General features: G+C 73.6%; 24 protein-coding genes and 2 tRNA genes. 13 read left to right on the top strand and 13 right to left on the bottom strand.

Going from position 1 to position 25,655, the window contains the following annotated elements:
- Positions 1-171: 171 nt before the first annotated feature.
- Complete coding sequence (locus ACIBAI_RS02575) at positions 172-1,029, top strand: fumarylacetoacetate hydrolase family protein (protein WP_399030584.1); 858 nt, start codon at positions 172-174, stop codon at positions 1,027-1,029.
- Between the two features lie 129 nt (positions 1,030-1,158).
- Here ACIBAI_RS02575 and ACIBAI_RS02570 read toward each other — a convergent pair whose 3' ends face one another.
- The 3 genes from ACIBAI_RS02570 to ACIBAI_RS02560 form a co-directional block, all read right to left on the bottom strand.
- Complete coding sequence (locus ACIBAI_RS02570) at positions 1,159-2,025, bottom strand: LLM class F420-dependent oxidoreductase (protein ID WP_399030583.1); 867 nt, start codon at positions 2,023-2,025, stop codon at positions 1,159-1,161.
- A 106-nt stretch (positions 2,026-2,131) separates the two neighbouring features.
- Positions 2,132-2,632, bottom strand: a complete 501-nt coding sequence (locus ACIBAI_RS02565; RefSeq protein ID WP_399030582.1) for a heme-degrading domain-containing protein — start codon at positions 2,630-2,632, stop codon at positions 2,132-2,134.
- Positions 2,629-3,696, bottom strand: a complete 1,068-nt coding sequence (locus tag ACIBAI_RS02560; RefSeq protein ID WP_399030581.1) for a Gfo/Idh/MocA family oxidoreductase — start codon at positions 3,694-3,696, stop codon at positions 2,629-2,631. Before ACIBAI_RS02560 ends, ACIBAI_RS02565 begins: the two co-directional genes overlap by 4 nt.
- Positions 3,697-3,797: 101 nt before the next feature.
- On the opposite strand from ACIBAI_RS02560, the gene ACIBAI_RS02555 reads away from it, so the two are divergent.
- The 7 genes from ACIBAI_RS02555 to ACIBAI_RS02525 all read left to right on the top strand — a co-directional run bounded on the left by ACIBAI_RS02555 (position 3,798) and on the right by ACIBAI_RS02525 (position 10,236).
- Positions 3,798-4,901 carry an ROK family protein gene (locus ACIBAI_RS02555; RefSeq protein WP_399030725.1) on the top strand — a complete coding sequence of 368 codons (1,104 nt, stop codon included), beginning with the start codon at positions 3,798-3,800 and terminating at the stop codon, positions 4,899-4,901.
- A 273-nt stretch (positions 4,902-5,174) separates the two neighbouring features.
- Positions 5,175-5,567, top strand: coding sequence for a hypothetical protein (locus ACIBAI_RS02550; RefSeq protein WP_399030580.1), 393 nt, complete (start codon positions 5,175-5,177; stop codon positions 5,565-5,567).
- A gap of 364 nt (positions 5,568-5,931) precedes the next feature.
- Positions 5,932-6,765: a hypothetical protein gene (locus ACIBAI_RS02545; protein WP_399030579.1), complete on the top strand. Its 834-nt coding sequence runs from the start codon at positions 5,932-5,934 to the stop codon at positions 6,763-6,765.
- 133 nt (positions 6,766-6,898) lie between these two features.
- Complete coding sequence (locus tag ACIBAI_RS02540) at positions 6,899-7,678, top strand: HAD-IIA family hydrolase (protein WP_344599320.1); 780 nt, start codon at positions 6,899-6,901, stop codon at positions 7,676-7,678.
- Between the two features lie 139 nt (positions 7,679-7,817).
- Positions 7,818-8,369, top strand: coding sequence for a hypothetical protein (locus ACIBAI_RS02535; protein WP_399030578.1), 552 nt, complete (start codon positions 7,818-7,820; stop codon positions 8,367-8,369).
- A 2-nt stretch (positions 8,370-8,371) separates the two neighbouring features.
- Positions 8,372-9,040 carry a class F sortase gene (locus ACIBAI_RS02530; RefSeq protein ID WP_399030577.1) on the top strand — a complete coding sequence of 223 codons (669 nt, stop codon included), beginning with the start codon at positions 8,372-8,374 and terminating at the stop codon, positions 9,038-9,040.
- Between the two features lie 179 nt (positions 9,041-9,219).
- The gene (locus ACIBAI_RS02525) at positions 9,220-10,236 is read left to right on the top strand and encodes a glycoside hydrolase family 6 protein (protein WP_399030575.1); all 1,017 of its coding nucleotides are present in this window, start codon (positions 9,220-9,222) and stop codon (positions 10,234-10,236) included.
- Between the two features lie 136 nt (positions 10,237-10,372).
- On the opposite strand, the gene ACIBAI_RS02520 is transcribed toward ACIBAI_RS02525, so the two are convergent.
- From ACIBAI_RS02520 to ACIBAI_RS02505, 4 genes are all read right to left on the bottom strand, one after another.
- Positions 10,373-12,310, bottom strand: a complete 1,938-nt coding sequence (locus ACIBAI_RS02520; protein WP_399030573.1) for a galactose oxidase-like domain-containing protein — start codon at positions 12,308-12,310, stop codon at positions 10,373-10,375.
- Entirely contained in the window at positions 12,307-14,334 is a 2,028-nt protein-coding gene (locus tag ACIBAI_RS02515) for a glycosyltransferase family 2 protein (RefSeq protein WP_399030572.1), read from the bottom strand. The genes ACIBAI_RS02520 and ACIBAI_RS02515 overlap by 4 nt, the downstream gene beginning before the upstream one ends.
- Before the next feature lie 322 nt (positions 14,335-14,656).
- Complete coding sequence (locus ACIBAI_RS02510; RefSeq protein WP_399030571.1) at positions 14,657-15,370, bottom strand: FadR/GntR family transcriptional regulator; 714 nt, start codon at positions 15,368-15,370, stop codon at positions 14,657-14,659.
- A gap of 167 nt (positions 15,371-15,537) precedes the next feature.
- Positions 15,538-15,614: transfer RNA gene (locus ACIBAI_RS02505), tRNA-Lys, on the bottom strand.
- A 185-nt stretch (positions 15,615-15,799) separates the two neighbouring features.
- On the opposite strand from ACIBAI_RS02505, the gene ACIBAI_RS02500 reads away from it, so the two are divergent.
- The 3 genes from ACIBAI_RS02500 (at position 15,800) to ACIBAI_RS02490 (ending at position 19,120) form a co-directional block, all read left to right on the top strand.
- On the top strand, positions 15,800-17,134 hold the full coding sequence (locus tag ACIBAI_RS02500; protein ID WP_399030570.1) for a peptidoglycan-binding protein: 1,335 nt from the start codon (positions 15,800-15,802) through the stop codon (positions 17,132-17,134).
- Between the two features lie 86 nt (positions 17,135-17,220).
- Entirely contained in the window at positions 17,221-18,378 is a 1,158-nt protein-coding gene (locus ACIBAI_RS02495; protein ID WP_399030568.1) for an SPFH domain-containing protein, read from the top strand.
- A gap of 136 nt (positions 18,379-18,514) precedes the next feature.
- Positions 18,515-19,120: a lytic polysaccharide monooxygenase gene (locus tag ACIBAI_RS02490; RefSeq protein ID WP_399030567.1), complete on the top strand. Its 606-nt coding sequence runs from the start codon at positions 18,515-18,517 to the stop codon at positions 19,118-19,120.
- A gap of 112 nt (positions 19,121-19,232) precedes the next feature.
- On the opposite strand, the gene ACIBAI_RS02485 is transcribed toward ACIBAI_RS02490, so the two are convergent.
- The 6 genes from ACIBAI_RS02485 to ehuB all read right to left on the bottom strand — a co-directional run bounded on the left by ACIBAI_RS02485 (position 19,233) and on the right by ehuB (position 23,431).
- Positions 19,233-19,306: transfer RNA gene (locus ACIBAI_RS02485), tRNA-Lys, on the bottom strand.
- A gap of 95 nt (positions 19,307-19,401) precedes the next feature.
- Positions 19,402-20,160 (bottom strand): IclR family transcriptional regulator, encoded by a 759-nt coding sequence (locus ACIBAI_RS02480; RefSeq protein WP_399030566.1) that lies wholly within the window; start codon positions 20,158-20,160, stop codon positions 19,402-19,404.
- 194 nt (positions 20,161-20,354) lie between these two features.
- A complete protein-coding gene (ehuA, locus tag ACIBAI_RS02475) occupies positions 20,355-21,137 on the bottom strand; it encodes an ectoine/hydroxyectoine ABC transporter ATP-binding protein EhuA (protein ID WP_399030565.1) in 783 nt (260 codons plus the stop codon).
- Positions 21,127-21,777, bottom strand: coding sequence for an ectoine/hydroxyectoine ABC transporter permease subunit EhuD (gene ehuD, locus ACIBAI_RS02470; protein ID WP_399030563.1), 651 nt, complete (start codon positions 21,775-21,777; stop codon positions 21,127-21,129). Before ehuD ends, ehuA begins: the two co-directional genes overlap by 11 nt.
- The gene (ehuC, locus tag ACIBAI_RS02465) at positions 21,774-22,475 is read right to left on the bottom strand and encodes an ectoine/hydroxyectoine ABC transporter permease subunit EhuC (protein ID WP_399030562.1); all 702 of its coding nucleotides are present in this window, start codon (positions 22,473-22,475) and stop codon (positions 21,774-21,776) included. The genes ehuD and ehuC overlap by 4 nt, the downstream gene beginning before the upstream one ends.
- Entirely contained in the window at positions 22,472-23,431 is a 960-nt protein-coding gene (ehuB, locus tag ACIBAI_RS02460; RefSeq protein ID WP_399030560.1) for an ectoine/hydroxyectoine ABC transporter substrate-binding protein EhuB, read from the bottom strand. The genes ehuC and ehuB overlap by 4 nt, the downstream gene beginning before the upstream one ends.
- A 629-nt stretch (positions 23,432-24,060) precedes the next feature.
- Here ehuB and ACIBAI_RS02455 point away from each other — a divergent pair.
- Positions 24,061-24,792, top strand: a complete 732-nt coding sequence (locus ACIBAI_RS02455) for an aspartate/glutamate racemase family protein (protein WP_399030559.1) — start codon at positions 24,061-24,063, stop codon at positions 24,790-24,792.
- A 471-nt stretch (positions 24,793-25,263) separates the two neighbouring features.
- Positions 25,264-25,548: a hypothetical protein gene (locus ACIBAI_RS02450; RefSeq protein WP_399030558.1), complete on the top strand. Its 285-nt coding sequence runs from the start codon at positions 25,264-25,266 to the stop codon at positions 25,546-25,548.
- Positions 25,549-25,655: the final 107 nt, after the last annotated feature.

Raw genomic sequence — 25,655 nt, 5'->3', positions numbered from 1 at the left:
GAGCGCCGTCGGGCGGGCCGTCCTCCACCGGTAGCCGACGGGTCCAGTACGTGAACAGGGTCTTGCGGGCTGGACCGCGACTTCGGAGGATCGACCGGTCCGGCGCGCACGACCCGCCCCACCCGGGCCGTGCGCGCCGGTGGGCGCCCGCGACCGAGGGAGATGGGAACCATGAAGCTGCTGCGAGTCGGTACGGCGGGGGCGGAGCGGCCCGCGCTGCTCGACGCCGGGGGAACCCTGCGGGACCTGTCGGGCCTGGTGGCGGACATCGACGGGGCGCTGCTCGCCGACGACGCGGCGCTCGGCCGGATCCGGGCCGCCGCCGACGCCGGCGAGCTGCCGGCGCTGGACGCCGCCGGGACGCGGATCGGGCCGCCGCTGGCCCGCATCGGCAAGATCGTGTGCATCGGGCTGAACTACTACGACCACGCGCGGGAGACCGGGGCCGAGCCGCCGGCCGAACCGGTGGTCTTCCTCAAGGCGCCCGACACCGTCGTCGGCCCGGACGACACCGTGCTCGTGCCCCGCGGCTCCGCCAAGACCGACTGGGAGGTCGAGCTCGCGGTGGTGATCGGGCGCACGGCCCGCTACCTGGAGTCGCGGGAGGAGGCGCTGGAGTGCGTCGCCGGGTACGCGGTGGCGCACGACGTGTCCGAGCGGGAGTTCCAGATCGAGCGGGGCGGGACCTGGGACAAGGGCAAGAACTGCGAGACGTTCAACCCGCTCGGGCCGTGGCTGGTGACGGCCGACGAGGTGCCGGACCCGCAGGACCTCGGGCTGCGGCTGTGGGTGAACGGGGAGCTGAAGCAGGACGGGACGACCGCCGAGCAGATCTTCCCGGTGGCCGAGGTGGTGCGCTACCTCAGCCGGTTCATGACCCTGTACCCCGGGGACGTCGTCAACACGGGAACCCCCGCCGGGGTCGCGCTGGGGCAGCCCGACCCGAAGCCGTTCCTGCGGGCCGGGGACGTGGTGGAACTGGAGATCGACGGGCTCGGGCGGCAGCGGCAGGAGTTCAAGGACGCCTGAGGGGCGGGGAACCGTGGCGCCGCGGACGGCCGCCGCGCCACGGTTCCCCGTGTCCCTGCCGGGGCCGTGCACCGCCCGGTCGTCGCCTCCCCGTCGTCCGCCCGGAGGACGGGAAGGCGGCGGCAGGGCCTAGGCGAGCAGCTCGGCGAGCCGGCGCCACGCCGCCCTCGGCAGCACGTCGCGCGGGGAGTCGTCCACCACCTGGAGGGCGACGTGGTCGGCGCCCGCCCGGTGGAAGGCCTCGATCCGCTCGCGGATCCGGTCCTCCTCGCCCCACGCGAACAACGCGTCGACCAGGCGGTCGCTGCCGCCGTCCGCCAGGTCGGCCTCGGTGAAGCCGTGCCGCAGGAAGTTGTTGGTGTAGTTGGGCAGGCGGAGGTAGCCGGCGAGGAACTCGCGGGCGAGCGCGCGGGCGCGGGCCGGGTCCGTCTCCAGGACGACCGCCAGCTCGGGCGCGAGCAGCGGGGCCTCGCCCAGGATCTTGCGGGCGTGCGCGGTGTGCTCGGGGGTGACCAGGTACGGGATCGCGCCCGCCGCCCGGTCCCGGGTCAGCTCCAGCGTCTTCGGGCCGAGGGCGGCCAGGACCCGGCGGTCCGCGGGCACCCCGGCGGCGTCCAGGCCGTCGAGGTAGGCGACCAGGGCCGAGTAGGGGCGGCGGTAGTCCTTCACCAGCGGGCCGTGGCTCACGCCCAGCCCGAGCACGAAGCGGCCGGGGTGGGCCGCCTCCAGCCCGGCGAAGGCCGCCGCGCTGTCGGCGGCCTCGTGCTCCCAGATGCTCTGGATGCTGGTCCCGACGGTCAGCCGCGAGGTCGCCCCGAGGAGCGGCGCCGCGTGCCGGGCGGCGCTGTTGCCGCCCAGCCAGACGGCGCCGTACCCCAGTTCCTCCAGTTCGGCGGCGGCCTCGGCCAGTTCGCCGCGCCGGTCCGGGTCCTCGGAGCGCAGGCCCACGCTCCAGACGCCGTACCGGCCGACGGTCTCCTTCAGGGGGGTGGTCATCGGTTCCGTTCCCTCCGGGTGGGTGCCGTGCGTGATCACGTACAGCACATGCCAACCGGGAGGAGCCCACGGGTAATCCCCGGTCCCGCGGGGCCACCCGGACGGGCTACACGCCCAGGAACCGCTCCAGCGCCTCCACCACGAAGCGGTGGTCCTGCAGCTGCGGCAGCCCGGACACCGTCACCGCGCCGATCACGCCCACGCCCTCGACGGTGATCGGGAAGGAGCCGCCGTGCGCCGCGTACACGTCCGGGTCGAGGCGGGAGGACTCCTCGAACGTCGTGCCCTTGGCCCGGAAACGGGCGCCCACCAGGTAGGAGGCGGAGCCGTAGCGCTCGACCACCCGGCGCTTGCGGGCGATCCAGGCGTCGTTGTCGGGAGTGGAGCCGGGCAGGGCCGCGTGGAAGAGCTGCTGGCCGGCGCGGTGGATGTCGACGGCGACCGGGGCCTGCCGCTCCCGGGCCATCTCCACCAGCAGCGAGCCCAGCGCCCACGCGTCGTCGTGGGTGAACCGGGGGAAGACCAGGCGGCGCTCCTGCGCCTGGAGCTCCTCCAGGCCCGGGGTGGGTTCCGGCTCGTCGGTCCGGTGGGTCCGGTCGGAGGTCACAGCGTCACCGTCGCCTTCTCCAGGGCCGAGCGGCGGGCCGCCTCCAGCACGTCCAGGGCGGCGGCCGCCTCGCGGGCGCTCACCGGGTTCGGGCCGCCCTCCCGCAGGGCCTTCGCCACCGCCGCGTAGTAGGCCGGGTAGTCGCCGGGGACGGTCGGTTCGGGCCGGCCGCCGCCGGTCAGGGGGGACTCGCCGGAACCCACCCGGCCCCACAGCGACTCGGGCTCCACCCCCCAGCCGGGGCCGGGCCGCCGGCCCTCGCGCAGCGCCGCCTCCTGCGGGTCCAGGCCGTACTTGACGTAGCCCGCCCGCGAGCCGAGCACGCGGAAGCGGGGGCCGAGCTGGGCGGCGGTCGCGGAGACGTACAGGTGGGAGCGGACGCCGCTCGCGTGCGTGAGGGCGATGAAGGTGTCGTCGTCGGCCTCCGCGCCCGGGCGGCGCACGTCCGTCTCGGCGTACACGGCGGTCGCCGGGCCGAACAGCACCAGGGCCTGGTCGACGACGTGGCTGCCGAGGTCGTACAGCAGCCCCCCGATCTCCGCCGGGTCGCCGGACTCCCGCCAGCCGCCCTTGGGCTGCGGCCGCCACCGCTCGAAGCGCGACTCGAACCGCCACACGTCGCCGAGCGCGCCCGCGTCGAGCAGCCCCCGCAGGGTGAGGAAGTCGTTGTCCCAGCGGCGGTTCTGGAAGACGGAGAGGAGCAGGCCGCGCTCCTCGGCGAGGTCCGCCAGCCCGCGCGCCTCGGCCGCCGTGCCCGCGATCGGCTTGTCGACCACGACCGGCAGGCCGGCCCGCAGCGCCGTGGTGGCGAGCGGGACGTGCGTCCGGTTCGGGGACGCGATGACGATCAGGTCCAGCTCGGCGGCGCGGTCGAACAGCTCGTCCGAGGTGGCGGCGACCCGGACGTCCGGGTGCTCGGCGCGGGCCTGCCGCTGCCGTTCGGGGTGGGAGGTGACCACCGTGTCGAGGGCGAGGCCGTCGGTGGCGGCGATCAGCGGGGCGTGGAAGACGGAGCCCGCGAGGCCGTAGCCGACCAGGCCGACGCGGAGGGGTGTACCAGTCATGCGTCCCACTTTCGCAACGCTGTTGCCAAAGTGCAAGCGCCGGGGACAATGGTGGCGTGAACAGGACCAACGGCGACGGTACGGGAGCGGGGAGCGGCGGCATGCGGGGCGCGGCGGGCGGCGCGAACCTGCTCGCCCTGCGCAGCCACAACACCGCGCTGGTGCTCGACCTGCTGCGCACGGCCGGCGCGGCGGGCATCAGCCGGCTGGAGCTCGCCGAACGCACCGGGCTCACTCCGCAGGCGGTCAGCAAGATCACGGCCCGGCTGCGGCAGGACGGCCTCGCGGCGGAGGCGGGCCGCCGCGCGTCCACCGGCGGCAAGCCGCGCACGGTCCTGCGGCTGGTGCCGGAGGCGGGCCACGCGGTGGGCGTGCACCTGGACCGGGACGGGCTGCGGGCCGTCCTGACCGACCTCGACGGGACGGTGGTGGCCCGGCGGCGCGCCCCGCTGGACCTGGGCGCCGGGGCGGAGGCGGTCCTGGCGCAGGTGGCCGGAGCGGTCGAGGCGCTGTGGACCGGGGAGGGGACCGCCGCGCGGGCGCGCGCCCCGCTCGGCGTCGGGGTCGCGCTGCCCGGACCGCTCGATCACGAGCGGGGCGTGCTGCACCGGGTGACCGGGTTCCCCGGGTGGGACGGCTTCCCGCTGCGCGACGCGCTGGCGGAGCGGCTGGGGGCGGTGCCGGTGGTCGTCGACAAGGACACCAACGCGGCGGCGCTCGGGCTGGCGGTCGGGGGAGAGGGCGGATCCTTCGCCTACCTGCACCTCGGCACCGGGCTCGGGGCCGGGCTGGTGATCGGGGGCAGCGTGCACCGGGGACCGCGGACCGCGGCGGGGGAGTTCGGGCACCAGGTGGTGCAGTTGGACGGGCCGCCCTGCGGGTGCGGCGACCGCGGCTGCGTGGAGGCCCTGTGCCTGGGGGCCGTGGAGCGGGGGGAGACGGAGGAGGCGGCGCGGGTGCTGGGCGTCGGCGCCGCGAACCTCGTGGGCCTGCTGGACATCGACCGCGTCCTGCTCGGCGGCCGCACGGTCGAGGCGGCCCCGGAGGTGTTCGTGCGCGGCGTGCAGGCCGTACTGGACGCGCGGGCCCGGCGCACGGGGGACGCGCCCGTGCCGGTGCGGATCGCCTCCGGCGGCGGGCGCGGGATCGCCGAAGGCGCGGCCCACCTGGTGCTGGCGCCGGTGTTCGGGCGGGGGGACGGGTAGGGCGGCCGCTCCCGGGGCGGCCGCGGGCCGGGCGGCGCGGACGGCTCGTCCTCCCCGGCGGGGCGGCGCACCGGTCCCGGGCCGCTTCCGGCGCGGAGCGCGGAGAGGCGAATTCCGGCAGTCGGGACGCAGCGGCCCGACCGTGATCAAGCTCACTCGGAGCAATCGCGCATCGAGTGGATGCGCGCTCGGCGCGGCCCTAGTGTGAGTGATCATCTTCGCGGCACGCGAAGCGATCACGCACCTTCTCGGGTGCTTGGAAAAGGGGGAAAATTGAAGATTTCCAAGAGCCTCCGGAAACTTGGGACGGGTGCGGCTGTGGCGGCGCTCACCGGTTCGGCTCTCTTCGCGGGGGCGGGAACATCCCAGGCGGCCTCCGCCTCGTGTCCCGGCACCCGGATCGAGAGGATGAGCATCGATACCGGCTGGATCGATCTCTATTACAGCAATGGCTACAACTGCGTCATCACCACATCCCGGACGCCCGGTGTCAAGCTGAAGATGGAGGCGTGGCTCGAGGTGCTCGGGGGAACAAGGAAGACGGACTCGGGCTACTACTCGTACTACGCCGGTCCGGTGAGCCTCTACGCCGCTGGAGCGTGCGTGCGCTTCGGCGGCCAGGTGGGGGTGGTCGGTACCGACTCCGACTGGGGGCATTGCGGATAGTCCGCGACGAGCCGAGACCGTCCGGTCCCGCCCCTCGGCCGGACGGCTTCCCCTCGCACGGGCTCGGCGCGTGCGCCGGCGTGCTCCGAGGGCGCAGGCCGTACCTTCCGCAACCGGCTCACGGCTCGTGGGCCGTTCCCGCGCTCGACCTTGCCGGCGGACCCCGCGCCACCCCGGCGGGCCGCGGGCGAGCCGCCGCCTCGGCCTGGGTCCGGCCCGGCCGGGACCCCGGGAGCGGGACGCCGCACGCCGGAACCCTCCCGCCCGTCGCCCCGCCGCCGAGCAGGTGGACTCCGGGGGCTGTGCGGGTGGACTTCCGGGAGATCGCGAGGGTGTCCGCCCGCCGGCGGCAAGGGCATGTGCCATGCGACTGTGCACACCCGCGTCCCTCGGCCTGGTGGCGGCAGCCGCCCTCCTCGCCCCGCCCGCGCACGCCGACTCCCGATCCCCCCTGCCCACCTGTGCCACCCCCGACGACCGCGCCTTCCCCGTCACCACCCGCATCCACGGCGGCCCCGGCGCCTACGAGGCCGGCGGCGGCCCCGGCGTCTGGTACCTGGAGCTGACCAACACCACCGCCCGCACCTGCGCGAACATCCACCCGGTCATCGTCCTCGTCGACGAGCGGCGCGCCCTGCGGCCGTCCCAGGCCCGCCTGGAGTTCTACGACGGCGCCCGCCCGCGCCCCGTCCGCTTCGAGCCGACCGACCGGGACGAACTCGTCGGGGCGTTCGCGGACGAGGCCCGCACGGCGGCCGGCACGGGGGACGCGCAGGCCGGCACCGGAGCCCGTGAGGAGCCCGGCTTCCCCGGCTTCACCATCGCCCCCCACCGCACCCTCACCGTCAAGGTGCGGCTGGCGGTCGCCCCGGACGCCGTGCCCAACGAGGTCACCGCCAACGCCGCGGTCGTCCAGCGCCACGACGCCGACGGCGACTGGGTCGGCCAGTCGAACGACTACCGCTTCCGCATCACCCCCCGGCCCGACCCGCAGCCCGGCCGGCGGCACGGCTCCGCCGCCCCCGCCACCCCGACGGACCCCGCACCCTCCGCGTCCGTCCCCGTCCTGACCCCGTCGCTGCCCTTCGCCGACGAACTCGCCCGCACCGGACTCGGCCCGGCGCACGCGGTCCTCGCCACCACGGTCGCGCTGCTCGCCGTGGGCGGCGCCCTGCTGCTGGCCCGCGGGCGCCGCTGACGCGCCGGCCCGCGGGCGCCGCCGGCCCGGAAGCCGCCGGTAGCTCATCGTTCAACAAGCCGTTCCCCCAAGATCCGGCCACTGGCTAGGCTGGGGCGCACGCAGGACCGCGTACGGCAGGAGAACGAGGCCCATGGCAGACCGCAAGCCCATCGAGTCGTGGCTCACCGACATGGACGGTGTGCTCATCCACGAGGGCGTGCCGATCCCCGGCGCCGACGCCTTCGTCAAGAAGCTCCGCGACTCCGGCAGGCCCTTCCTGGTCCTCACCAACAACTCGATCTACACCCCGCGCGACCTGCACGCCCGCCTGCGCCGCATGGGCCTGGACGTGCCCATCGAGAACATCTGGACGTCGGCGCTGGCCACCGCCAAGTTCCTGGACGACCAGCGGCCCGGCGGCTCGGCGTACGTGATCGGCGAGGCGGGCCTGACCACCGCGCTGCACGACATCGGCTACATCCTCACCGACCACGAGCCGGACTACGTCGTCCTCGGCGAGACCCGCACGTACTCCTTCGAGGCCATGACGAAGGCGGTCCGGCTGATCAACGACGGGGCCCGCTTCATCTGCACCAACCCCGACGAGACCGGCCCCTCCACCGAGGGGCCGCTCCCGGCGACCGGCGCGGTGGCCGCGCTGATCACCAAGGCGACCGGGAAGAAGCCGTACTTCGCGGGCAAGCCGAACCCGCTGATGATGCGGACCGGGCTGAACGCGATCGGCGCCCACTCCGAGACCAGCGCGATGATCGGCGACCGGATGGACACCGACGTCCTGGCCGGCATCGAGGCCGGGATGCAGACGTTCCTGGTGCTCACCGGGCTGACCCGGCCCGAGCAGGTGGAGGACTTCCCGTACCGCCCCTCGCAGATCGTGGACTCCATCGCGGACCTCGTCGACCGGATCTGAGCCGCGCCCCGGCCGGGGCGCGGGGACGCCTTCCGGGCCCGGCCCAAACCCGGCGCAACCCGTTCGGAGCAACTCCGCGCCCGCAGCGGATGCGGCACGGGGGCCGGCGGGGGAGTCTCCAGGTGTCTGGAGGTTCACAATGGGCCTGCTGAAAGTCACTCTCTGCACGGGAGCCGCGCTCGCCGCGGCGCTCACCCCGGCGGCGCACGCCGCGGGCGACGGCGGCGTCTCGGTGACCCCCTCGACCCCCGCCCCCGGCACCGACGTCACGCTCCGCGTGACGGACTGCGCGGAGCGGACGGCCGTCGCCGCCTCACCGGCGTTCGTCGCGGACGTCCGGCTGTCCGGCGGGGACGGCACCCTCGTCGGCGCCGGCCGGGTCCGCTCCACGCTCCCCGCCGGGACGTACGACGTCGAGATCACCTGCGGCGCCACCGACCGGACGGCCCCGCTCACGGTCGCCGGCCGCTCCACCGCGCCGGCCCCGGCCCGGCCCTCCGCGCCGGCCTCGCCCGTCGCCCCCGTCGAGGCGGGCGGCGGCGGTGCCGCGCACCCGTCCGCCGCCGACGCCGGCCGGGCCCGCACGGCCGGCCCGGGCGCCGGGCACACCACGACCGGCCTGGTCCTGGCGGGCGCCGCCGCGGTGGCCGTCGCCCTCGGCGGCGCCCGCCGCAGCCGCGGAACGGGCTGACCGTGTCCGACCACCGGCACCCCACCTGTACCGGCCGTGCGCTGACCGGCGTCACCTGGGCGGCGCTGCTGCTCGGCCTGTGGCTGTGGGGCCGCGAGATCACCGAGGTACGGTACGACGCGTCCGCGCCCACCACCGGCGACATGGCGGCGGCCGGACGCCCGCCGGACGTGGAACTGCCGCCCGCGCACCGGCCGTTGGACCAGGCGCTGCCCCAGCGCCTGGACATCCCCGGCCTGCGGGTGCGCGCCCCGGTGCTGGCCCGGGGCCTGGACGAGCGGGGCGCGCCCGATCCGCCGCCCTTCGACCGGCCCGGGACCGTCGGCTGGTACGCGGCCGGCCCGGCCCCGGGCGCGGCCGGCGCCGCGCTGCTGGTGGGACACGTCGACACCGACACCCGGCCCGCCGTCTTCCACGGCATCGGCGCCCTGCGGCCCGGCGAGAAGATCCGCGTGGTCCGCGACGACGCGGGGGTCGCCGAGTTCACCGTCGAGGACGTCCAGGTCCTCGCCCGCGACCGCTTCGACGCCCACCGGGCCTACGGGCCGCGCCGGTCCGGGCGGGCGGAGCTGCGGCTGATCACCTGCGGGGGCCGCTTCGACCGGGCGACCGGCGCCTACACCGCGAACGTGGTGGTCTCCGCCTACCTCACGGGCCGCACCGGCCCGTGACATGCCCGGCCCGTGACCCGCCCGGCCCGGCCCGCCCGGCCCGGCCCGGCGAGCCCCCGGCCGGGCCGGCCGGGCCGGGCCGTGACAGCTCAGGGACGGGGCCCGAGCGACCCCCCTCGGGCCCCGCGGGGCGTGTGCCAGGATGGGGATCCGGCACAGTGCACGCAGGGGGGAGTCGGATGTACGGCATGTGGGGGGCCGGGAGGGGACGCGGCGCGCGGGCCTCGGCGGCGGTGCTGGGGGCGGCACTGCTGCTCGCGGGGTGTTCCTCCGAGGGGGACGGCGGCGAGCGGGCCGGGATCGCCCAGCGGCCCGAGGGGACCACACCGTTCTGGGTGAATCCCGACGGCACCGCGGCCCGGCAGGTGGCCGCCCTGGAGAAGGCCGGGAAGAAGGACGAGGCCGCGCAGATCCGCAAGATCGCCGAGCAGCCGGTCGCCGAGTGGATCGGCCCGGAGAACCCCGAGCGGGAGGCCCGCGGCCTCACCGAGGCCGCCGACCGGGCCGGCCGCACCGCGCTGCTCGTCCTCTACAACATCCCGCACCGCGACTGCGGCCAGTACTCGCAGGGCGGCGCCGCCGACGGGGACGCCTACCGCGGCTGGATCGACGGCGTGGCCAAGGGCATCGGCGACCGGCCCGCCCTGGTGGTCCTGGAACCCGACGCGGTGCTGCACCTGGTGGACGGCTGCACCCCGGACGAGTTCCACGAGGAGCGCTACGACCTCCTCAAGGGCGCCGTCGCCAGGCTCACCTCCCTGAAGAACACCAAGGTCTACCTGGACGCGGGCAACGCCGGCTGGGGCGACCCCGACCAGATCTTCGAGCCGCTGAAGTGGGCGGGCGTCGACCAGGCCGACGGCTTCGCGGTCAACGTCTCCAACTTCTACTCCACCGAGGACTCCATCGCCTACGGCAAGCGGCTGTCGGCCAAGGTGGGCGGCAAGCACTTCGTCGTCGACACCAGCCGCAACGGCAACGGCCCCTACACCGGCGGCGACCCCGGCGAGCGCTGGTGCAACCCGCCCGGCCGCGCGCTGGGGGAGACCCCGACGACGAAGACGGCGGACCCGCTGGTCGACGCGTACCTGTGGGTCAAGCGCCCGGGCGAGTCCGACGGCGAGTGCAAGGGCGGCCCGAAGGCGGGCCAGTGGTGGTCCGTCTACGCCCTGAAGCTGGCCAAGGCCTCCGACTGACCGGAAGCCGGCCGGCCCGGGACCGGCCGGCCGGCCGGTCCGAGGCCTCCGGCCGGACCGGTGACACGAAGAGAGGGGGCGCCCTCCGGTGCGGAGAGCGCCCCCGTGCGTGTGCGGGTCCGGGCGTCTTGTGCGGTCAGGGCACCTTGACCCACTGCGCCTCGCTCGGCACGCCGTCGGCGTCGGTCGCGAACAGCATGTACCAGCCCGACTGGACCAGGTTCCGGTTCTTCGGCACGGTCACCGTCAGCTTGTCGCCGGACGCCTCGAAGTCCAGCGCGATCGACCGCTGGTCGACGTCCGTGACGTGCGTGGAGGCGCTCGGCCGGATCAGCCGGACCTTCTCGATCGACGCCGCCTGCCGGGAGGTGAACGTCGCCGACCCGCCGCGGGCGACGGTCTTCGGCCCGCCCGACAGCTCCGGCCGGTCCTTCCCGTACAGGTACGGCGGCGTGTAGATCTCGATGCGCTGCTCGAACTTGCCCGGCTTGGTGTTGGCCTTGTCGCTGAACAGCGAGTCCGAACCGAAGAACATCACCCGCCCGTCGGGCAGCAGGATCGACCCGGAGTGGTAGTTGCGGCCCACCAGCGGGTCGGCGACCCGCCGGAACGCGTTCTTCTCCGTGTCGTAGATCCGGGCCTGCAGGATGTTGGAGTCGCTGCGGCCCCGGTAGTCCTCCGAGCCGCCGGAGACCAGCACGGAGTCGTCGGGCAGGATCGACGCCTGCGGATACCGGGTGCCCTTCTCCAGCGAGGGCCCGTCCACGAAGCGCGGATCGTCCGCCTTCAGGTCCACGATCCGGGTCTTGGCGCTGGACAGCTTGGACTCGCCGACCCCGCCGCCGCCGATCACCATGTACTTCTCGTCCTGCGCCGGCGGCAGCAGCACCGTGTTGGACGTCTCCATCAGCTCGGCGTCGCTCAGCCCGGGGATCTTGGTGAACGCGTTGGTCTCCACGTCCCAGACGCCGGGGTCGCGGCCCACGTCGTCCGGTCCGTAGCCCGCGTTCGAACCCGAGTAGAAGATCTTGCCGTTCTGCATCAGGAACAGCGCCGGGTACGTCGGGAACTGGCGGACCTTCCCGGTGTAGGTCCACTTCCCGGTCTTCGGGTCGAAGATCTCGTTCTTGCCCGGGACCAGCTGGCCGATGTCGTCGAGGCCGGAGACGCTGAGGATCCGCCCGTCGCTCAGCGTGGTGAGCGTCGGGTACCAGCGGGCCTCGTTCATCGGGTCGACCTTGATGTACTTCTCGGCGACCGGGTCGAACTCGTAGGTGTCCCGGATGCCCTGGAAGTCCTTCTTGTCGAGGGCGAGCTTCTGCGCGATGCCGTACGTGTTGCGCGCGTCGGCGCCCTTCAGACCGTGGATCCGGTAGTTGTCCTGCGTACCGGTCTCGTACTCGGCGCCCTCCTTCTGCGCCTCGACGTAGATGCGGCCGATCCCCGCAGTGGTGCCGAGGAACGCGCCGGTCCGAGGGTCGAAGTTCTTCTTCGCGCGCGGCACGAGGACCGGGTCCTTCGACACGAAGGTCCTGCCGTTCTTCTTGCCGGTGAACGTCGTTCCCGCGGGCAGGGTGATCGGCTTGTCCGGGTTCTCGTTGTGGACGATCATCAGGCCGCCGGCCTTCTTCACGTCGCCCTTGAGCTTCTCGTACCGCTTGGTGCCGCCCGCGATCAGCAGGTTGCCGTCGGCCAGCTGGGTGTGGCCGGTGCAGAACAGGTCGTTGGGCGTGGGGACCTTCTTGACGGTGCCCTTGACCGGGTCCCAGACGCGGGTGTCGTACCGCTTGGCGTCGAAGTTGTCCTGGTTGTTGCCCGAACCGGCGATCAGCAGCACCTTGCCGGTGTGCAGCAGCGCCGCGTGGATGGTGTTCTGGCGGTACTCCTCGGGGAACTCGACGATGTCCCAGTGGCCGTTCTCGGCTTTGTACTCGGGTCTGTTGATCTGGTACTGGTGGTACTTCTCGGTCCCGAAGCGGTACAGCCACGGCCCGTTCATCCCGGCCAGCGCGAGTACCACCGCCGTGCCTATCGCGAATCGGCGGGCGCGGCGGCGGCCTGCACGGTCCTTCATTCCTTACGTCCCCCAAGTCCACCAAGGGCGATCTGCATGGTCTGGTCGTCGTCCCCGTCCGGGGCGGCCCAGCCGGGCCTGTGCTGAGGCGCGCGCGGCGCGGCCGGCAGCGGCGGCTCGTGCTGCTGCTGTTGCGGCACGGACAGCGGCGGCTGCGTCCGGTGCGGCCCCGCGGCGTCCTGCGGCCGCCGTGCCGCGTCCGGCGCGCCCGCTGCGTGGGCGCCGGGCTTCCGCTTCGCCTGCCGCAGCTCGTAACGCCAGGCGAGGACCGGGAACGCGGTGATGAGCATGGCGAACAGGGCCCAGACGACCATCGCCGGGTGGGAGTGCCCGAAGACGAAGCCGGCGGCGATCGAGGCGCCGAAGATCAGGATGAAGTACCAGTGGTAGCGGAAGGTCCCGAACCAGCGGTCCGGGCTGGCCGAATCGCCCTTGGGGGTGACGACGAACTTGCTCTTGCGGCGCAGCACGGAGTCGATCAGCGCCTTGGCGTACAGCGGCGCCGACAGCGCGGACATCACCATGCCGGCCACGCCGCCGGAGCCCTCCGGCTCGTGCGGCGACACGTTGTGGCGGCGGTTCCAGACGTACAGGCCGATCTGCAGGGCGGAGGCGTTGCCGTAGAGCATCAGCCACACCGCCGGGTCGATGTCCACGCCCGACGCGCCCAGGCCCAGGAACAGCGCACAGCTCAGCGCCGCCAGGATCCAGTTCAGGGCCGACATCGGATAGAAGATGATCATCATCGTGTAGTTGAAGAGCCTGCTCGGCGGCAGCGAGTACCAGCCCTTCCAGTACTGCTTGAGGATCGTCTCGTACGTCCCCCGCGACCAGCGCATCTGCTGGGTGAAGAAGTCCGTCCAGGCGCTCGGGCCCTCGCCGACCGCGAGCACGTCCGGGGTGTAGACCGACTTCCACTTGCGGCCCGTCGCCGGGTTCTCGGCGCGGTGCATCTCGAAGCCGGTGGCCATGTCCTCGGTGATCGAGTCGTACAGGCCGCCGATCTGCTTGAGCGCCTTGATGCGCACGGCGTTGGAGGTGCCCACGAACATCGGCGCGCCGTAGCGGTTGCCCGCGCGCTGGATCAGGGCGTGGAAGAGGAACTGCTGCGACTCGGCGGCCTTGGTGACGAAGTTGTCGTAGTTGCCGTAGACCTGCGGGCCGATGACGAAGCCGACGTCCGGGTCGCGGAAGAAGCCGAGCATCCGCTCCAGGTAGTTGGGCAGCGGCACGTGGTCGGTGTCGACCGAGGCGAAGAAGTCGTAGTCGTCGCCGTGCGCCTCCAGCCAGGCGTTGTAGTTGCCGTGCTTGGTCCTGGCGCGGTGCGGGCCCGTGGGCCGGTTCCACTTCGCGACGCCCTTGCGGGAGAAGTGGCGCACGCCGAGGCGTTCGCAGACCGCCTTGACCTCGGGGTCGTCGCCCTCGTCCAGCAGCCAGACGTGCAGCACGCCCCGGTGGCGGATCCGCACCGCCGCCTCCAAGGTCTTCGTCACCATCTCCAGCGGTTCCTTGCCGGGCACGAAGGAGGTGAGGAAGGCCACTCTCGTGCCGGTCTCGGGCACCACCGGGACCGGGTCGCGGGCCACCAGCGTGGCGTGCGCGTTGGACAGCACGTTCATGCAGCGGAAGAACTCGATCAGGCCGATCGAGACGAGCATCACGACGTCGAGCGCCGGCAGCCAGTCGAAGGCCGGGTAGTCCCGCTCGGTCCAGTGCTCGGGCTGGAGCAGCCAGAACAGCAGCACCAGCGACAGCACCGGGGCCGCGGCCAGCATCAGCGCGACCCGGATGCGGTGCGGCTCCTGCGAGATCAGCGACCGGTACTGCACCCGGTACGGCTTGTCCGGGTCCGGCTGGGTGAGGGGGCCCGCCAGCCTGCTGTAGTGCTCGTAGTCGTACTTCGGCAGTGTCCTCCTGATCCGGCGGAACGTCCCCGTGTCACCGGCCCGGTGCGTGAGCACCCTGAGCCGGGTGGTCTGTGACGGGTCGCGTTCCTGCCGGGCGCCCGGCGGCGTCGACGTCATGAGTCATCCCCCCACACGCGGGCCGACCGCGTGTTCCGTCGCTTCCTACCGTCTGCGCCAGGCCCCCTCGACCTGCACAGACGTGTCAGTGGTGGGTCGCTGTCACCACGCCATCCACACCTTATAGACAGGGCGGGGCGACCTTCCGGTTGCATGATGCCCCCCTCGGCGTCCGGCGCACGAACGGGGCCCCTCTCCCCGCGCCGCCGACAGCCGGCTCACCGCCCCCAACTGCCGCGAATCCGCAGCAAATCGGAAAACAGGAAACCAGGGTCCACGTCGCCCATCTTGATCGCAAGATGCGAAACAGGGCGTTTACCGGTCATACGCGTTCATCGTGGCGGCTTCGGGGGGCGTGCGGGGCCGGCGTGGACAGACGGTCCCGGATGTTGCCGAAGTGTTCTCTTATGGCCTCCTCGGCCCGTCGTGCGTCACCGGACCGTACCGCGTCCAGGATCTCCCGGTGCTGCCGGCAGGTGACCCGCGGGTCCTGCGGCACGCCCCCGAGGTCGGTGCGCACCCGGTGGAAGGCGTCCCAGAACGCCTCCAGGACCTCGCTCAGCAGTGCGTTGTCCAGCCCTCGGTAGAGGGTGGCGTGGAAGGCCCGGTCGGTCTCGGCGAGGCCGGCTCCCCGCGCGGCCTCGTGTTCCATGCGGTCCACGAGCGCGTCCAGTTCGACGAGGTCGGCCTCGGGGATCCGGCCGGCCAGCCGGGAGACCAGCCCCGTCTCCACCGCCTCGCGCAGCTCCAGGAGCTGGAGCAGGGAGTCCTCGCCCCGGTAGTGCCCGGCGACCGTGCGGAAGGCGAGGCCCTCGATCATCGGGGCCAGGGACATGGGACCGACGTAGGTGCCGAAGCCGTGCCGGATCTCCACGATGCCCATGGCCTGGAGCGCCTTCAGCGCCTCGCGCACCGAGTTCCGGCTCGCGCCGAGGTACTCCATCAGCGCGGGCTCGGGCGGCAGCGGGGCCCCGGAGGGCAGCCGGCGGTCGATGATGAGCCTCTTGATCCGCTCCTGGAGATCTCGCGCTGCCATGGCCAGAGGGTATCCGGCCAATCGGCGAGCGTCCCCGCCTCCGACCACTCCAGCCGCTCCGGCACGGGGGGGCGGGGCGTGGGGTCCCCGCAGGGCGCGGCGAAGCCGTGCGACGACGGAAAGGGCGGGACGGCTCGCGTTGTCCGCGAACCGTCCCGCCCTCGTCATGGTGCGCCGCCAGGGACTCGAACCCCGGACCCGCTGATTAAGAGTCAGCTGCTCTAACCAACTGAGCTAGCGGCGCCTGCTGACGTCCTCAACTCTACCCGACGTCCGGGGGTGCTCCGGACCACGTCCGGCGCGGGACCCGCGGCGCGGGGGCCGCCGTACATCGTTCGGACCGTCAACATGCGCGTGCCGAAGACCGTTGAGAAACTGACGCTCGTGCACCGCCGCGGCTGTTTTCATCCGAAGTGTGAGGGGAATCGCATGGCGACTCCGGTATTCGAGGAATTCGATCCCGCGAGCGACTGCGACTGCCCCGGATGCCGTCACCGGCGGCGCCTTTCGCCGTGCTCCCCGGCCGGCCGCGTCCCGGGCCGCCCGGTCGCCCACCGGGCCGTGACCGTGGCGGCCGCCGCCTCCGCCGCGCTCGGCGCGGGCGTGGCGGCCACCGTCCCGGCCGCCGCCCACGCACCCGGGTCGCCGGACGTTCCCGCAGGTGAGGAGCTCGGAACTCCCCAGGGGCGCATGGCTCCGCTGCACGGTCCGGGCGGGCGGCCGGCGAAGCAGGCGGCGCCGGCCGTGCCCCGTGGGATCAGCCGCGCGGAGATCATCGCGCGGGCCATGACCTGGGTCGCCGCGAAAGTGCCGTACCGCATGGACGCCTACTGGTCCGACGGCTACCGGCAGGACTGCTCGGGCTATGTCTCGATGGCCTGGAAGCTGCCCGGAAACGAATGGACGGGCAGCCTCCGTCAGTACGGCGTGCGGATTTCCAAGGAGGAGCTCCAACCCGGTGACATTCTGCTGTTCCACAATCCGGCGAATCCCGAGAGCGGGTCGCACGTGGTGATCTTCGGCGGCTGGACGGACGGCACGCGCACCTCCTACACCGCCTACGAGCAGACCCGCCCCCACACCCGCCGGAGGACCATCCCGTACGCCTACTGGAACGACTCCGACCGTTACGTGCCCTACCGCTACCGGGGCGTCACGACGAGCGCGGCGGGCGGCGAGCCGGGCGCCGCCAACCCCGGTGCGCCGGCCGCGACGCCCTTCCCGGGGGCGTCGTTCTTCGGCCCCGGGGCCGACAACGCCTACGTCACCCAGCTCGGCCGCATGCTCGTCGCGCGCGGCGCCGGCCGCTTCTACGGCTTCGCGCCCGGCCCGCGCTGGACGGACGCGGACCGCAGGGCGACCCGGGCCTTCCAGCTGGCGCAGGGCTGGCGGGGCCCGGCCGCGGACGGACTGCCCGGACCGCGCACCTGGGAGCTGCTGGTGTCGGGAGGGGGCAGGGACATCCCGGCGGAGAGGCCGGGGCCCGCCACGCCCCCCGGTTTCCTCCCGAGCTCCCCGCATGGGGTGCCCGGCTACCCGGGCCGGGCGATGTTCCGGCCCGGCGCGCACAACCGGTACGTCGAGCAGCTCGGCCGGCAGCTGGTGCGGAAGGGGTTCGGCCGGCACTACACGACCGGGCCGGGGCCCCGCTGGAGCGAGGCGGACCGGCGCAACGTCGAGGACTTCCAGCGCGCCCAGGGCTGGCGCGGTGGCGCGGCGGACGGCTACCCGGGGCCGGAGACCTGGCGGCGGCTCTTCTCCTAGGGCCCGGAACGCACGGGGCTCCGGGCCGGCCCGTTCTTCCGAGACGACCTGTTGTGACGCATCTGGCGCGGAGGCTGGAGGCACGTATGAGTACGACCACGTCACCCCCGCCCGAGTCCGGGGAACCGGGCGGGGGCGCGGCGCGGCCCACCCGGCTGATCCGGAACGAGGCGACCACCGAGATCCCCGTCCACCTGCTGTTCCGTGACGACTCCGGCTCGGCGCCGGTGCCGCTGGAGCCCGCGGTGGTGGACCGCCGGCCGGGGACGGAGGAGCAGCCTCCCCCGCGCCCGGACCGGCCCGCGGGGGAGCGGCCCCGGGTCAGGGGCCGGGCGCCGGTGCGGCCGCGGCCGGTGCCGCGGGTCGATCCGGCCCTGGTGGAGCGGCCGGCCCGGGTGCTGCCCGGAGCGGTGGGGGTGCTGGCCGGGGCGTGCGGGGTGGCCGGCTGCGTGGCCGCCTCCTGGTGGGCGGGGCTGCTGCCGCCGGTCGCCGCGGAGGCGCTGCGGCTGCCGGCGTACGCGGGGGCCGGGCTCGGTCCGGCGCAGTGGGCGGCGTACGCGGGGGCGGGAGCCCTCGGCCTGTTCGGGTTCGGCGGGCTGGCCCGGGGGCGGACCGGGCGGGCCTGGGTGCTCGGCCTGTTCGGCCGTTACCGGGGAACCGTCCGGCGGACCGGCCTGCTGTGGGTGAACCCGCTGCTGCTGCGCCGCCGGGTCGACGTGCGGCTGCGGCACTGGCGCAGCGAGCCGGTGCCGGCGGCGGACGGCAACGGGGTGGCGCTGCGCGTGGTGGTGCTGGTGGTGTGGCGGGTGCGGGACGCCGCGCGGGCCACGCTGGGCGTCGAGGACCACGAGACGTATCTGCGCGAGTGCGTGGAGGCGGCGCTCGCCCGGGTGCCGGTGGAGATGCCCGGCGGCACGAGGAGCGCGGCGGACGCGACCTGTGACGCGCTGACCCGGCAGGTGGTGGCGGACACGGCGCCGGTGGGCCTGGAGGTGTTCTCGGTGCAGCCGGTGCGGGTGGAGTACGCCCCCGAGGTCGCCGCGGCGATGCACCGCCGCCGGATCGCGGCGCTGGACGCCCAGCACCGGGCGAGCGTGCTGACGTCGGTGGTCGACTCGGTGGAGGACACGGTGACGCGGCTCACCATGCGCGGGCTGGTGGAGCTGGACGACTACGAGCGCAAGGTGCTGGTCAAGGACCTGACGGTGGCGTTCTGCGCGGGGCGCGGGGAGGCCGGGCCGTGAACCCTCCCGGGGACGGCCGGAGAACTCGTTCCCCGATTGGTATGGACATGTTCAACCGGCGGCAATAACCTGAGCCTTGGTCTAGACCTACCTGCAAGCTCACTGAAACCTCCCCCACGTCTCCAGGAGCGGCAGCATGCGCACACGGACCAAGCTGTACGCCGCCGCGGTGGGACTGGCGACCACCGGAGCCCTCGTGCTCTCCTCCGGTGGCGCCAGCGGCCACGGCTACACCGACCTGCCCGTCAGCCGGCAGAAGCTCTGCCAGAACGGCACCGTCACCAACTGCGGCGCGATCCAGTGGGAGCCGCAGAGCGTCGAGGGCCCCAAGGGCTTCCCGGCGTCCGGACCGGCCGACGGGCAGCTCTGTTCCGGGAACAACACGCGGTTCGCCCAGCTCGACAGCCCGCGCACGCCCTCGGGCGGCGCCTGGCCCACCACGAAGGTGACCGGCGGCCAGAGCTACACGTTCCGCTGGCAGTTCACGGCGATGCACGCCACGACCGACTTCAAGTACTACGTCACCAAGCAGGGCTGGAACCAGAACCACAACCTGTCCCGGTCCGACCTCAACCTCACGCCGTTCCTCACGGTGCCGTACAACGGCCAGCGTCCGCCGTCCACCCTCTCCCACAGCGGCACCCTGCCGACCGGGCTGAGCGGGCACCACGTCATCCTCGCGGTGTGGACGGTCGCCGACACGGGCAACGCGTTCTACGCCTGCTCCGACGTCACGTTCTGACGGGCCCGGCGCCGGGGACCTCGGGAACGGCCGGGGCGACCGGGACGCCGGGGTCTCGGAGGACCCGGAAACGCCGAAGGGCCTCTCGCTCCCGCGAGAGGCCCTTCACCGGTGCGCCGCCAGGGACTCGAACCCCGGACCCGCTGATTAAGAGTCAGCTGCTCTAACCAACTGAGCTAGCGGCGCATGACTCCCGCCGTCCGCTTCCCGCGGCCGGCGACAGGAGAAATACTACCTGGTCCGAGGGGGTGCTCCCGACCACGCGCCCGGTCGTCCGGGCACTAGATCGTCAGGGTCAGCAGCACCGGGGCCGCGTTCCGGCTGAGGGTGTCCGCGGCCCGGCGCAGCCGGTGCGCGTCCTCCACCGGCAGCGACAGCGCGAGGCAGCCCACGGCGGAGCCGGCCGTGACCGGGACGGCCGCGCAGACCGTGCCGACGGCGTACTCCTGCAGGTCCAGGACGGGCGCGGTGGGCGGCTGGGCCGCCAGGCGGGAGAGCAGCACCTTGTCGCTGGTGATGGTGTGCGAGGTGAGACGGGCCATCCTGTGCCGGGCGAGGTGGTCGCGGCGGGCCGCGTGGTCGAGCTGGGTGAGCAGGCTCTTGCCGACCGCGGTGGCGTGGGCCGAGCAGCGGAAGTCGACCCACTCGTTGACCCGGGGCGTGTCCGGGCTGTCGGCGTACTGGGTGACGCTGACCTCGCCGTCGACGTACCGGCTGAGGTAGACGGCGGCGCCGACGGAGTCGCGCAGCCGGTCGAGGGCGCGCTGGAGCTTGTCGCGCAGGGCCGCCTGCCGCTGCTGCGCGGAGCCCAGCCGGGCGAGGGCCTGCCCGGCGACGTACGTCCCGTCGGCGGCCTGCTCGACGTAGCCCTCGCGGCGCAGCATGCGCAGGAGCGTGGTCAGGCGCTCCGGGGCGAGGCCGGTCAGGCGGGTCAGTTCGGTGTCGGTGGTCCCGGTGGAGTGCCGCGCCACCGTCTCCAGGACGCGCAGCGCCTCCTGGGCCCAGTGGTGCGGAGCGGTCGGCTCGTGCTTCAGCGCCACGGTTCCCCCTGCGCTCGCTCTGTGGCCGTCGTCCGGTCGGCGAAACCCCTTCACGATAACGGGCGGGGGGTCGGGGACGGGCGCTTGTCGACGAGATTCCGGTGGCCGCCAACTGGGGCGCCGACCCTCTGGCATATGCCTGGAGCATGTCCCAGTGGCCTGGTCCGGAGCGCCGGGACATGCCCCCGCCGTGGTCACAGGACCGCGCTGAGGAACTCCCGGGTCCGGTGGTGCTCCGGTTCGCTGAAGATCTTCTCCGGCGGGCCCGCCTCGACGACCCGGCCGGCGTCGAACATCAGGACCTGGTCCGAGATGTCCCGGGCGAAGCTCATCTCGTGGGTCACGCAGAGCATCGTGATGTCGGTGGAGCGGGCGATGTCCCGCAGCACGTCGAGGACGCCCGCGACCAGCTCCGGGTCCAGCGCGGAGGTCACCTCGTCGAGCAGCAGCACCTGCGGCCGCATCGCCAGCGCCCGGGCGATCGCCACCCGCTGCTGCTGTCCGCCGGACAGCTGGGCGGGCCGCTTGGCCAGGTGCTCGCTCAGTCCCACCAGCTCCAGCAGCTCCCGCGCCCGCTCCTCGGCCGCGTCCCTGGACAGGCCGAGCACGGTGACCGGCGCCTCGGTGATGTTCCTCAGCACGGTCATGTTCGGGAACAGGTTGAACTGCTGGAAGACCATGCCGATCTTCTTGCGGATCTCGCGGACCCGCTTCTCGGGCGCGGGGAACAGCAGCTCCCCGTCGACGGTGATCCGGCCCTCGTCGGGCTCGGTCAGCGTCATCAGCAGCCGCAGGATCGTGGTCTTGCCCGACCCGGACGGCCCGATCAGGGTGACGTGCCGGCCCGCGTCCACGGAGAAGTCGAGCCGGTCGAGGACCGTGCGGTCGCCGAACCGCTTGGTGACCTGCTCCAGGCGCACCAGTTCGGCGGGCCGGCCGGGGGCGGTCCCGGGGCTGGGGCGGGTGTCAGTGGGCAAGGCGTCGCTCCAGGGCTCGCAGGAGAAGGGAGGCCAGGTAGGAGATGACCACGAAGGCCACGCCGATCACCGTGAGCGGCTCGGTGAACCGGAAGTTCTGCTGGGAGAACAGGCGGGCCCGGCCGAGCATCTCCAGCACGGTGATCGCCATCAGCAGCGGCGTGTCCTTGAGCATGGCGATGACGTAGTTGCCGAGGGCCGGCGCCACCCGGCGGACCGCCTGCGGCAGGATCACCGCGGTCCACGTCCGCCGCCGCGGCAGGCTCAGCGCCGTCGCCGCCTCCCACTGGCCGGCCGGCACCGCCTCGATGCCGGCGCGGTAGACCTGCATGGTGTAGGTCGAGTAGTGCAGCCCGATGCCGGCCACGCCGGTGACCAGCGCCGAGAAGGTCAGACCCCACTCGGGCAGCACGTAGAAGAGGAAGAACAGCTGCACCAGCAGCGGGGTGTCCCGCACGAACTCGGTGAGGACCCCGACCGGCCAGCGCACCCACCGGGCCCGTGCCCGAGCCAGCAGCGCCCACACCAGCCCCAGCACGAACGAGATCAGCGAACCGAGGACCAGCGCCTGCAGGGTGACCAGCAGGCCGTCCCGGAAGTACGGCAGGAACGCGGAGACCGCGCTCCAGTCCCACGTCACCGCGGACCACCCCCCTCGGGCACGGGCACGGCGGCCACCGGCTTCCGCGGCGCCCCGCCCACTTGCGCCTTCAGCCGCTTCTCCAGCCCGCGCATCCCGCGGGTGAGCAGAAAGGCGATCACGAAGTAGATCAGCAGGACGTACGCGTAGATCTCCGCGCTCTCCTGCAGCGCCAGACGGACCAGGTTGCCGCTGAACGCCAGGTCGCCCATGCCCATGACGGACACCAGCGCGGTGCCCTTGAGCAGCTCGACCAGCAGGTTGGCGAACGGCGGGATCATCTCCGGCACCGCCTGCGGCAGCAGGATCAGCCGCATCCGCTGCCAGGGCGTGAAGCCGAGCGCGATCCCGCCCTCCTGCTGCGCGGGGTCGACGGCGGCGAGCGCGCCGCGCACGATCTCCGCGCCGTACGCCCCGTAGGTCAGCCCGAGCGCCAGGGTGCCCGCCCACATCGGCACCAGCTGCCAGCCGAAGGCGACCGGCAGCACGAAGAACACCCAGAAGATCATCACCAGCGCCGAGGTGCCGCGGAACACCTCGGTGTACAGGCCCGCGAGGAAGCGGACGGTCCACCGCCGGTGGGTGCGCGCGATCCCGGCGGCGAAGGACACCGCGGCGGCCAGCAGCGCGCTGAGGAACAGCAGCTGAAGCGTCACCCAGACGCCCCCGAGCACCAGCTCCCACAGTCCCGGGGTCATCCGCCGCACAGCTCCTTCGCGGTCAGATCCGTCATCTCGGCCTCGGTGAACCCGAAGGGCCGCAGGATCCGGAACAGCTCGCCGCTCCTCTTGAGCGCGTGCAGCTCGGCGTTGAAGGCGTCCCGCAGCCTCGTCTCGGTCGGCCGGAACGCGAAGGCGCCCCCGTCGACGTGCGGTTCGCCGTCGACGAGCGGGGCGAACGGCTCGGTCGCCTCCGCCGTGGCGGACTTCCTCACCACCTCGCGCGTGGTGAGCGCCGTGCCGGCGAAGACGTCTACCCGGCCGGCCTCCACGGCGTTCAGCCCGGCGACCTGGTCGGGGACGATGAGGATGTCGCTCTCCCGGTACCCCGCCTCGACGGCGTACCGGATCTCGGCGTACCCGGTGCCGGTCGCGAACCTGGCCTTCTTCGCGACGACGTCCCGGTAGTCGCGCAGCCCCAGCGGGTTGCCCTTGCGGACGATGAAGGAGTCGAGCATCTGGTAGTCGGGGTCGGAGAAGAGGACCTGCTCGCAGCGCTCGGGGGTGATGTACATCCCGGCGGCGACGACGTCGAACTGCTGCGAGTTCAGCCCCGGGACGAGGGAGCCGAACTCGGTCGGCACGGGCTGCACCCGGTCCACCCCGAGCCGCTTGAAGACGACCTTGGCGAGTTCCGGCGCCTCGCCGGTCAGCTCGCCGTTCCGGTCGATGTACCCGAACGGGATCTCACCGGCGATTCCCAGCCGTACGACGCCCTGCGCCCGGAGCCGGTCCAGCAGGTCGCCGCCCTCCGCGCCCGAGGCGGTGGGCACCCGGGAACAGCCGGCGGTCCCCAGCGCACCGAGCGCCGCGACCCCCGCGACCCCGGCGAGCAGCGACCGGCGCGTGGGACCGGCCGGCCGGCCGGATCGTGCCGGTGGCGGGGTCCCCCGTGGGGGAGCGGGCGCGCGGCTGCCCGGTCGGATGCGAGTCATGCGGATCTTCCCCGGCCCCGCACGGACCCGGGGTGCTCCCGGCTCCGGGAGGCCGTGCCCGCCGCCCGGGGCGCACGGCTGACCGCTTCGTCCGGGTCTCCCTGCCGCCCGCACGGTCCACCGCGCCGTCCCGCTCCCGACGGTCCGGCTCCCGGCGGCCGGGCCCGGTCCGTCCGCGCCGCCGTCGGGAGGTCCTTCCGCTCACCGGGGCGCCTGCCACATGAAGTACGCACCTAATGAGGTTTACGCCCTTTTGTCGGTGTCTGCTACACCGGTCCCGGTCCGGGCGACCCGCGGATCATCCCCTCCCCGCGATCCCCGGCCGTCCGGCACGGCCCGGAGGAGGGCGCGGACCGCGGAAGGCCGGGAGGCGCACTGACCGAGACGGGTGTCACCCCGCCGGACAGGTGCGGCGTGTCCCCGGCCGGAGGCGAGCGAGGCGCGCGGTCCGGATCATCTCGGCCAACCAGGTGGCCGGGTGGGCGGCGCCGCGCCGACGGGGTACCCGGGCGGTGGGACCGCGCCGGGCGCCGGGCGATCCGCCGGCCCGGTCCGGTCCCGTACCGCCGGACGAAGGGCAGCAGATGCTGCCGGAACGAAGACCAGGAAGAGAAGCAGGAAGGCTGGACATGACAGCGCTGGGATTCCTCTACCCGGGCCACTCCGCCGCCGACGACTACCCGCGCATCGAGCAGCTGCTGGGCAGCGACATCCGGGTGGACCTGGTGCACACCGAGCCGAGCGAGGACGCGCACCGGGTGGACGCGCTGCGCGAGCTGGGCACGCCCGAGCGGCTGGCGGCCGGTGTCCAGGAACTGCGGCACGCGGGCGCCGAGGCGGTGGTGTGGGCGTGCACCAGCGGCAGCTTCGCGCCCGGCTGGGAGGGCGCCCGGGAACAGGTCCGCGCCCTGGCGCAGGCGGCCGGCCTGCCGGCCTCGTCGACCTCCTTCGCCTTCGTGCACGCGGTACGGGAACTGGGGGTGCGGCGGGTCGCCGTCGGGGCGGCCTATCCGGACGACGTGGCGGCGCTGTTCGCGGACTTCCTGCGCGACGCGGGCGTCGAGGTGACCGGCGTCCACGGCGCGGGGACCCGCACGGCGGCGGCGGCCGGCACGTGGGGCGAGGCGGAGGTGTTCGCACTGGCCCGCGCGGCCGACCGCCCGGAGGCGGAGGCGCTCCTGCTCCCCGGCACGGCCCTGCGCACGGCCGCCCACATCACGGCTCTGGAGAAGGAACTGGGCAAGCCGGTCCTCACCGCCAACCAGGTCACCGTCTGGGAGGCGCTGCGGCTCGCGGACCGGCGGGTGAACGCGCCGGAGCTGGGAGCGCTGTTCACGAGGGAGCCGCTGGTGCAGGCGTGAGCGTGAGGGGGGCCGGCCCGGGGGCGGCCAGGACCACACGACCTGTCACGGGGAGCACACGAAACAACGCGGCATGCCCGCGATCATCTTGTTCATACGGGCCGGAATCGGCCCTACCCCTTGGCCGGGGCAAACGCCCCTGAAAGGGGACGGATGACGCGCCGGAGGGAGAGGAGTGGTCAATTCCGCTCCCTCTCCGGGGTTCCAGGTTGGCTCAAAACGCCTTCCTGTCGCACTTCAGGTGTCAATTGGGGTGCTTGACCGGCTGATTCTGGCCAATTTCATGCCGACGTTGCGCCGCACCCGATCTCTCCTGCTCGGCGGGCAGGGCGCTTCGGGTGGAAATGCGGGTACTTGAAAGTTGTCTCAAGCGGCGTGTCCCGCCTCGAGCCCTCCTGGGCGGGGCCCTTCGCGGAATGCACACTGGCCGCGGCCGCAGTCAGTCGCTTCCCCCTGAAGGACGGTCTCCTGATGACCGAATCGGGCAGAGCCCTGCCCATGGTCCGCTCCCGCGCCGCCCGGTTCGCCGAGCGTCTCCTGTGCTGGAGCCTGGCGGCGGGCATGGTCACCGCCGCCGTGGACGCCGTCTTCGAGCCGCCGGCTCGCTGGTGGCGCACCGCGTGGCCGCTGCCCTGGTGGCTCACCGGGGCGTCCGTCCTCGCCTGGGTCGTTCTGCGCGCCCGGGAGAAGACGGCCCGGAGTTCACCGGCCGACGAGGTCGAGGAGGTGCCGGGCGACTGGGGACGGGCGGCCTGAAGGCCCCCGGCGTCACCGGCCCTCGCCCCCCGGGGGGAATAACCGGAGACAGTCCCCTGTTGTCGCCCGAGCGCCCCCGTACGACCCGCGGGACCCGCGCGACCCCG

Origin of the sequence: Streptomyces sp. NPDC051041, assembly GCF_044456065.1 — a bacterium.
Classification (GTDB): Bacteria; Actinomycetota; Actinomycetes; order Streptomycetales; family Streptomycetaceae; genus Streptomyces; species Streptomyces glaucus.
The sequence above is the reverse complement of the archived record's forward strand: the minus strand, read 5'-3'. Positions and strand labels throughout refer to the sequence as shown.

Excerpts from the sequence above, each read along its gene's own strand:
- ACIBAI_RS02575 (WP_399030584.1), top strand. The coding sequence starts at position 172 with ATGAAGCTGCTGCGAGTCGGTACGGCGGGGGCGGAGCGGCCCGCGCTG.
- ACIBAI_RS02570 (WP_399030583.1), bottom strand. The coding sequence starts at position 2,025 with ATGACCACCCCCCTGAAGGAGACCGTCGGCCGGTACGGCGTCTGGAGC.
- ACIBAI_RS02560 (WP_399030581.1), bottom strand. The coding sequence starts at position 3,696 with ATGACTGGTACACCCCTCCGCGTCGGCCTGGTCGGCTACGGCCTCGCG.
- ACIBAI_RS02555 (WP_399030725.1), top strand. The coding sequence starts at position 3,798 with ATGCGGGGCGCGGCGGGCGGCGCGAACCTGCTCGCCCTGCGCAGCCAC.
- ACIBAI_RS02545 (WP_399030579.1), top strand. The coding sequence starts at position 5,932 with ATGCGACTGTGCACACCCGCGTCCCTCGGCCTGGTGGCGGCAGCCGCC.
- ACIBAI_RS02540 (WP_344599320.1), top strand. The coding sequence starts at position 6,899 with ATGGCAGACCGCAAGCCCATCGAGTCGTGGCTCACCGACATGGACGGT.
- ACIBAI_RS02535 (WP_399030578.1), top strand. The coding sequence starts at position 7,818 with ATGGGCCTGCTGAAAGTCACTCTCTGCACGGGAGCCGCGCTCGCCGCG.
- ACIBAI_RS02525 (WP_399030575.1), top strand. The coding sequence starts at position 9,220 with ATGTACGGCATGTGGGGGGCCGGGAGGGGACGCGGCGCGCGGGCCTCG.
- ACIBAI_RS02520 (WP_399030573.1), bottom strand. The coding sequence starts at position 12,310 with ATGAAGGACCGTGCAGGCCGCCGCCGCGCCCGCCGATTCGCGATAGGC.
- ACIBAI_RS02515 (WP_399030572.1), bottom strand. The coding sequence starts at position 14,334 with ATGACGTCGACGCCGCCGGGCGCCCGGCAGGAACGCGACCCGTCACAG.
- ACIBAI_RS02510 (WP_399030571.1), bottom strand. The coding sequence starts at position 15,370 with ATGGCAGCGCGAGATCTCCAGGAGCGGATCAAGAGGCTCATCATCGAC.
- ACIBAI_RS02500 (WP_399030570.1), top strand. The coding sequence starts at position 15,800 with ATGGCGACTCCGGTATTCGAGGAATTCGATCCCGCGAGCGACTGCGAC.
- ACIBAI_RS02495 (WP_399030568.1), top strand. The coding sequence starts at position 17,221 with ATGAGTACGACCACGTCACCCCCGCCCGAGTCCGGGGAACCGGGCGGG.
- ACIBAI_RS02490 (WP_399030567.1), top strand. The coding sequence starts at position 18,515 with ATGCGCACACGGACCAAGCTGTACGCCGCCGCGGTGGGACTGGCGACC.
- ehuC (WP_399030562.1), bottom strand. The coding sequence starts at position 22,475 with ATGACCCCGGGACTGTGGGAGCTGGTGCTCGGGGGCGTCTGGGTGACG.
- ehuB (WP_399030560.1), bottom strand. The coding sequence starts at position 23,431 with ATGACTCGCATCCGACCGGGCAGCCGCGCGCCCGCTCCCCCACGGGGG.
- ACIBAI_RS02455 (WP_399030559.1), top strand. The coding sequence starts at position 24,061 with ATGACAGCGCTGGGATTCCTCTACCCGGGCCACTCCGCCGCCGACGAC.
- ACIBAI_RS02450 (WP_399030558.1), top strand. The coding sequence starts at position 25,264 with ATGACCGAATCGGGCAGAGCCCTGCCCATGGTCCGCTCCCGCGCCGCC.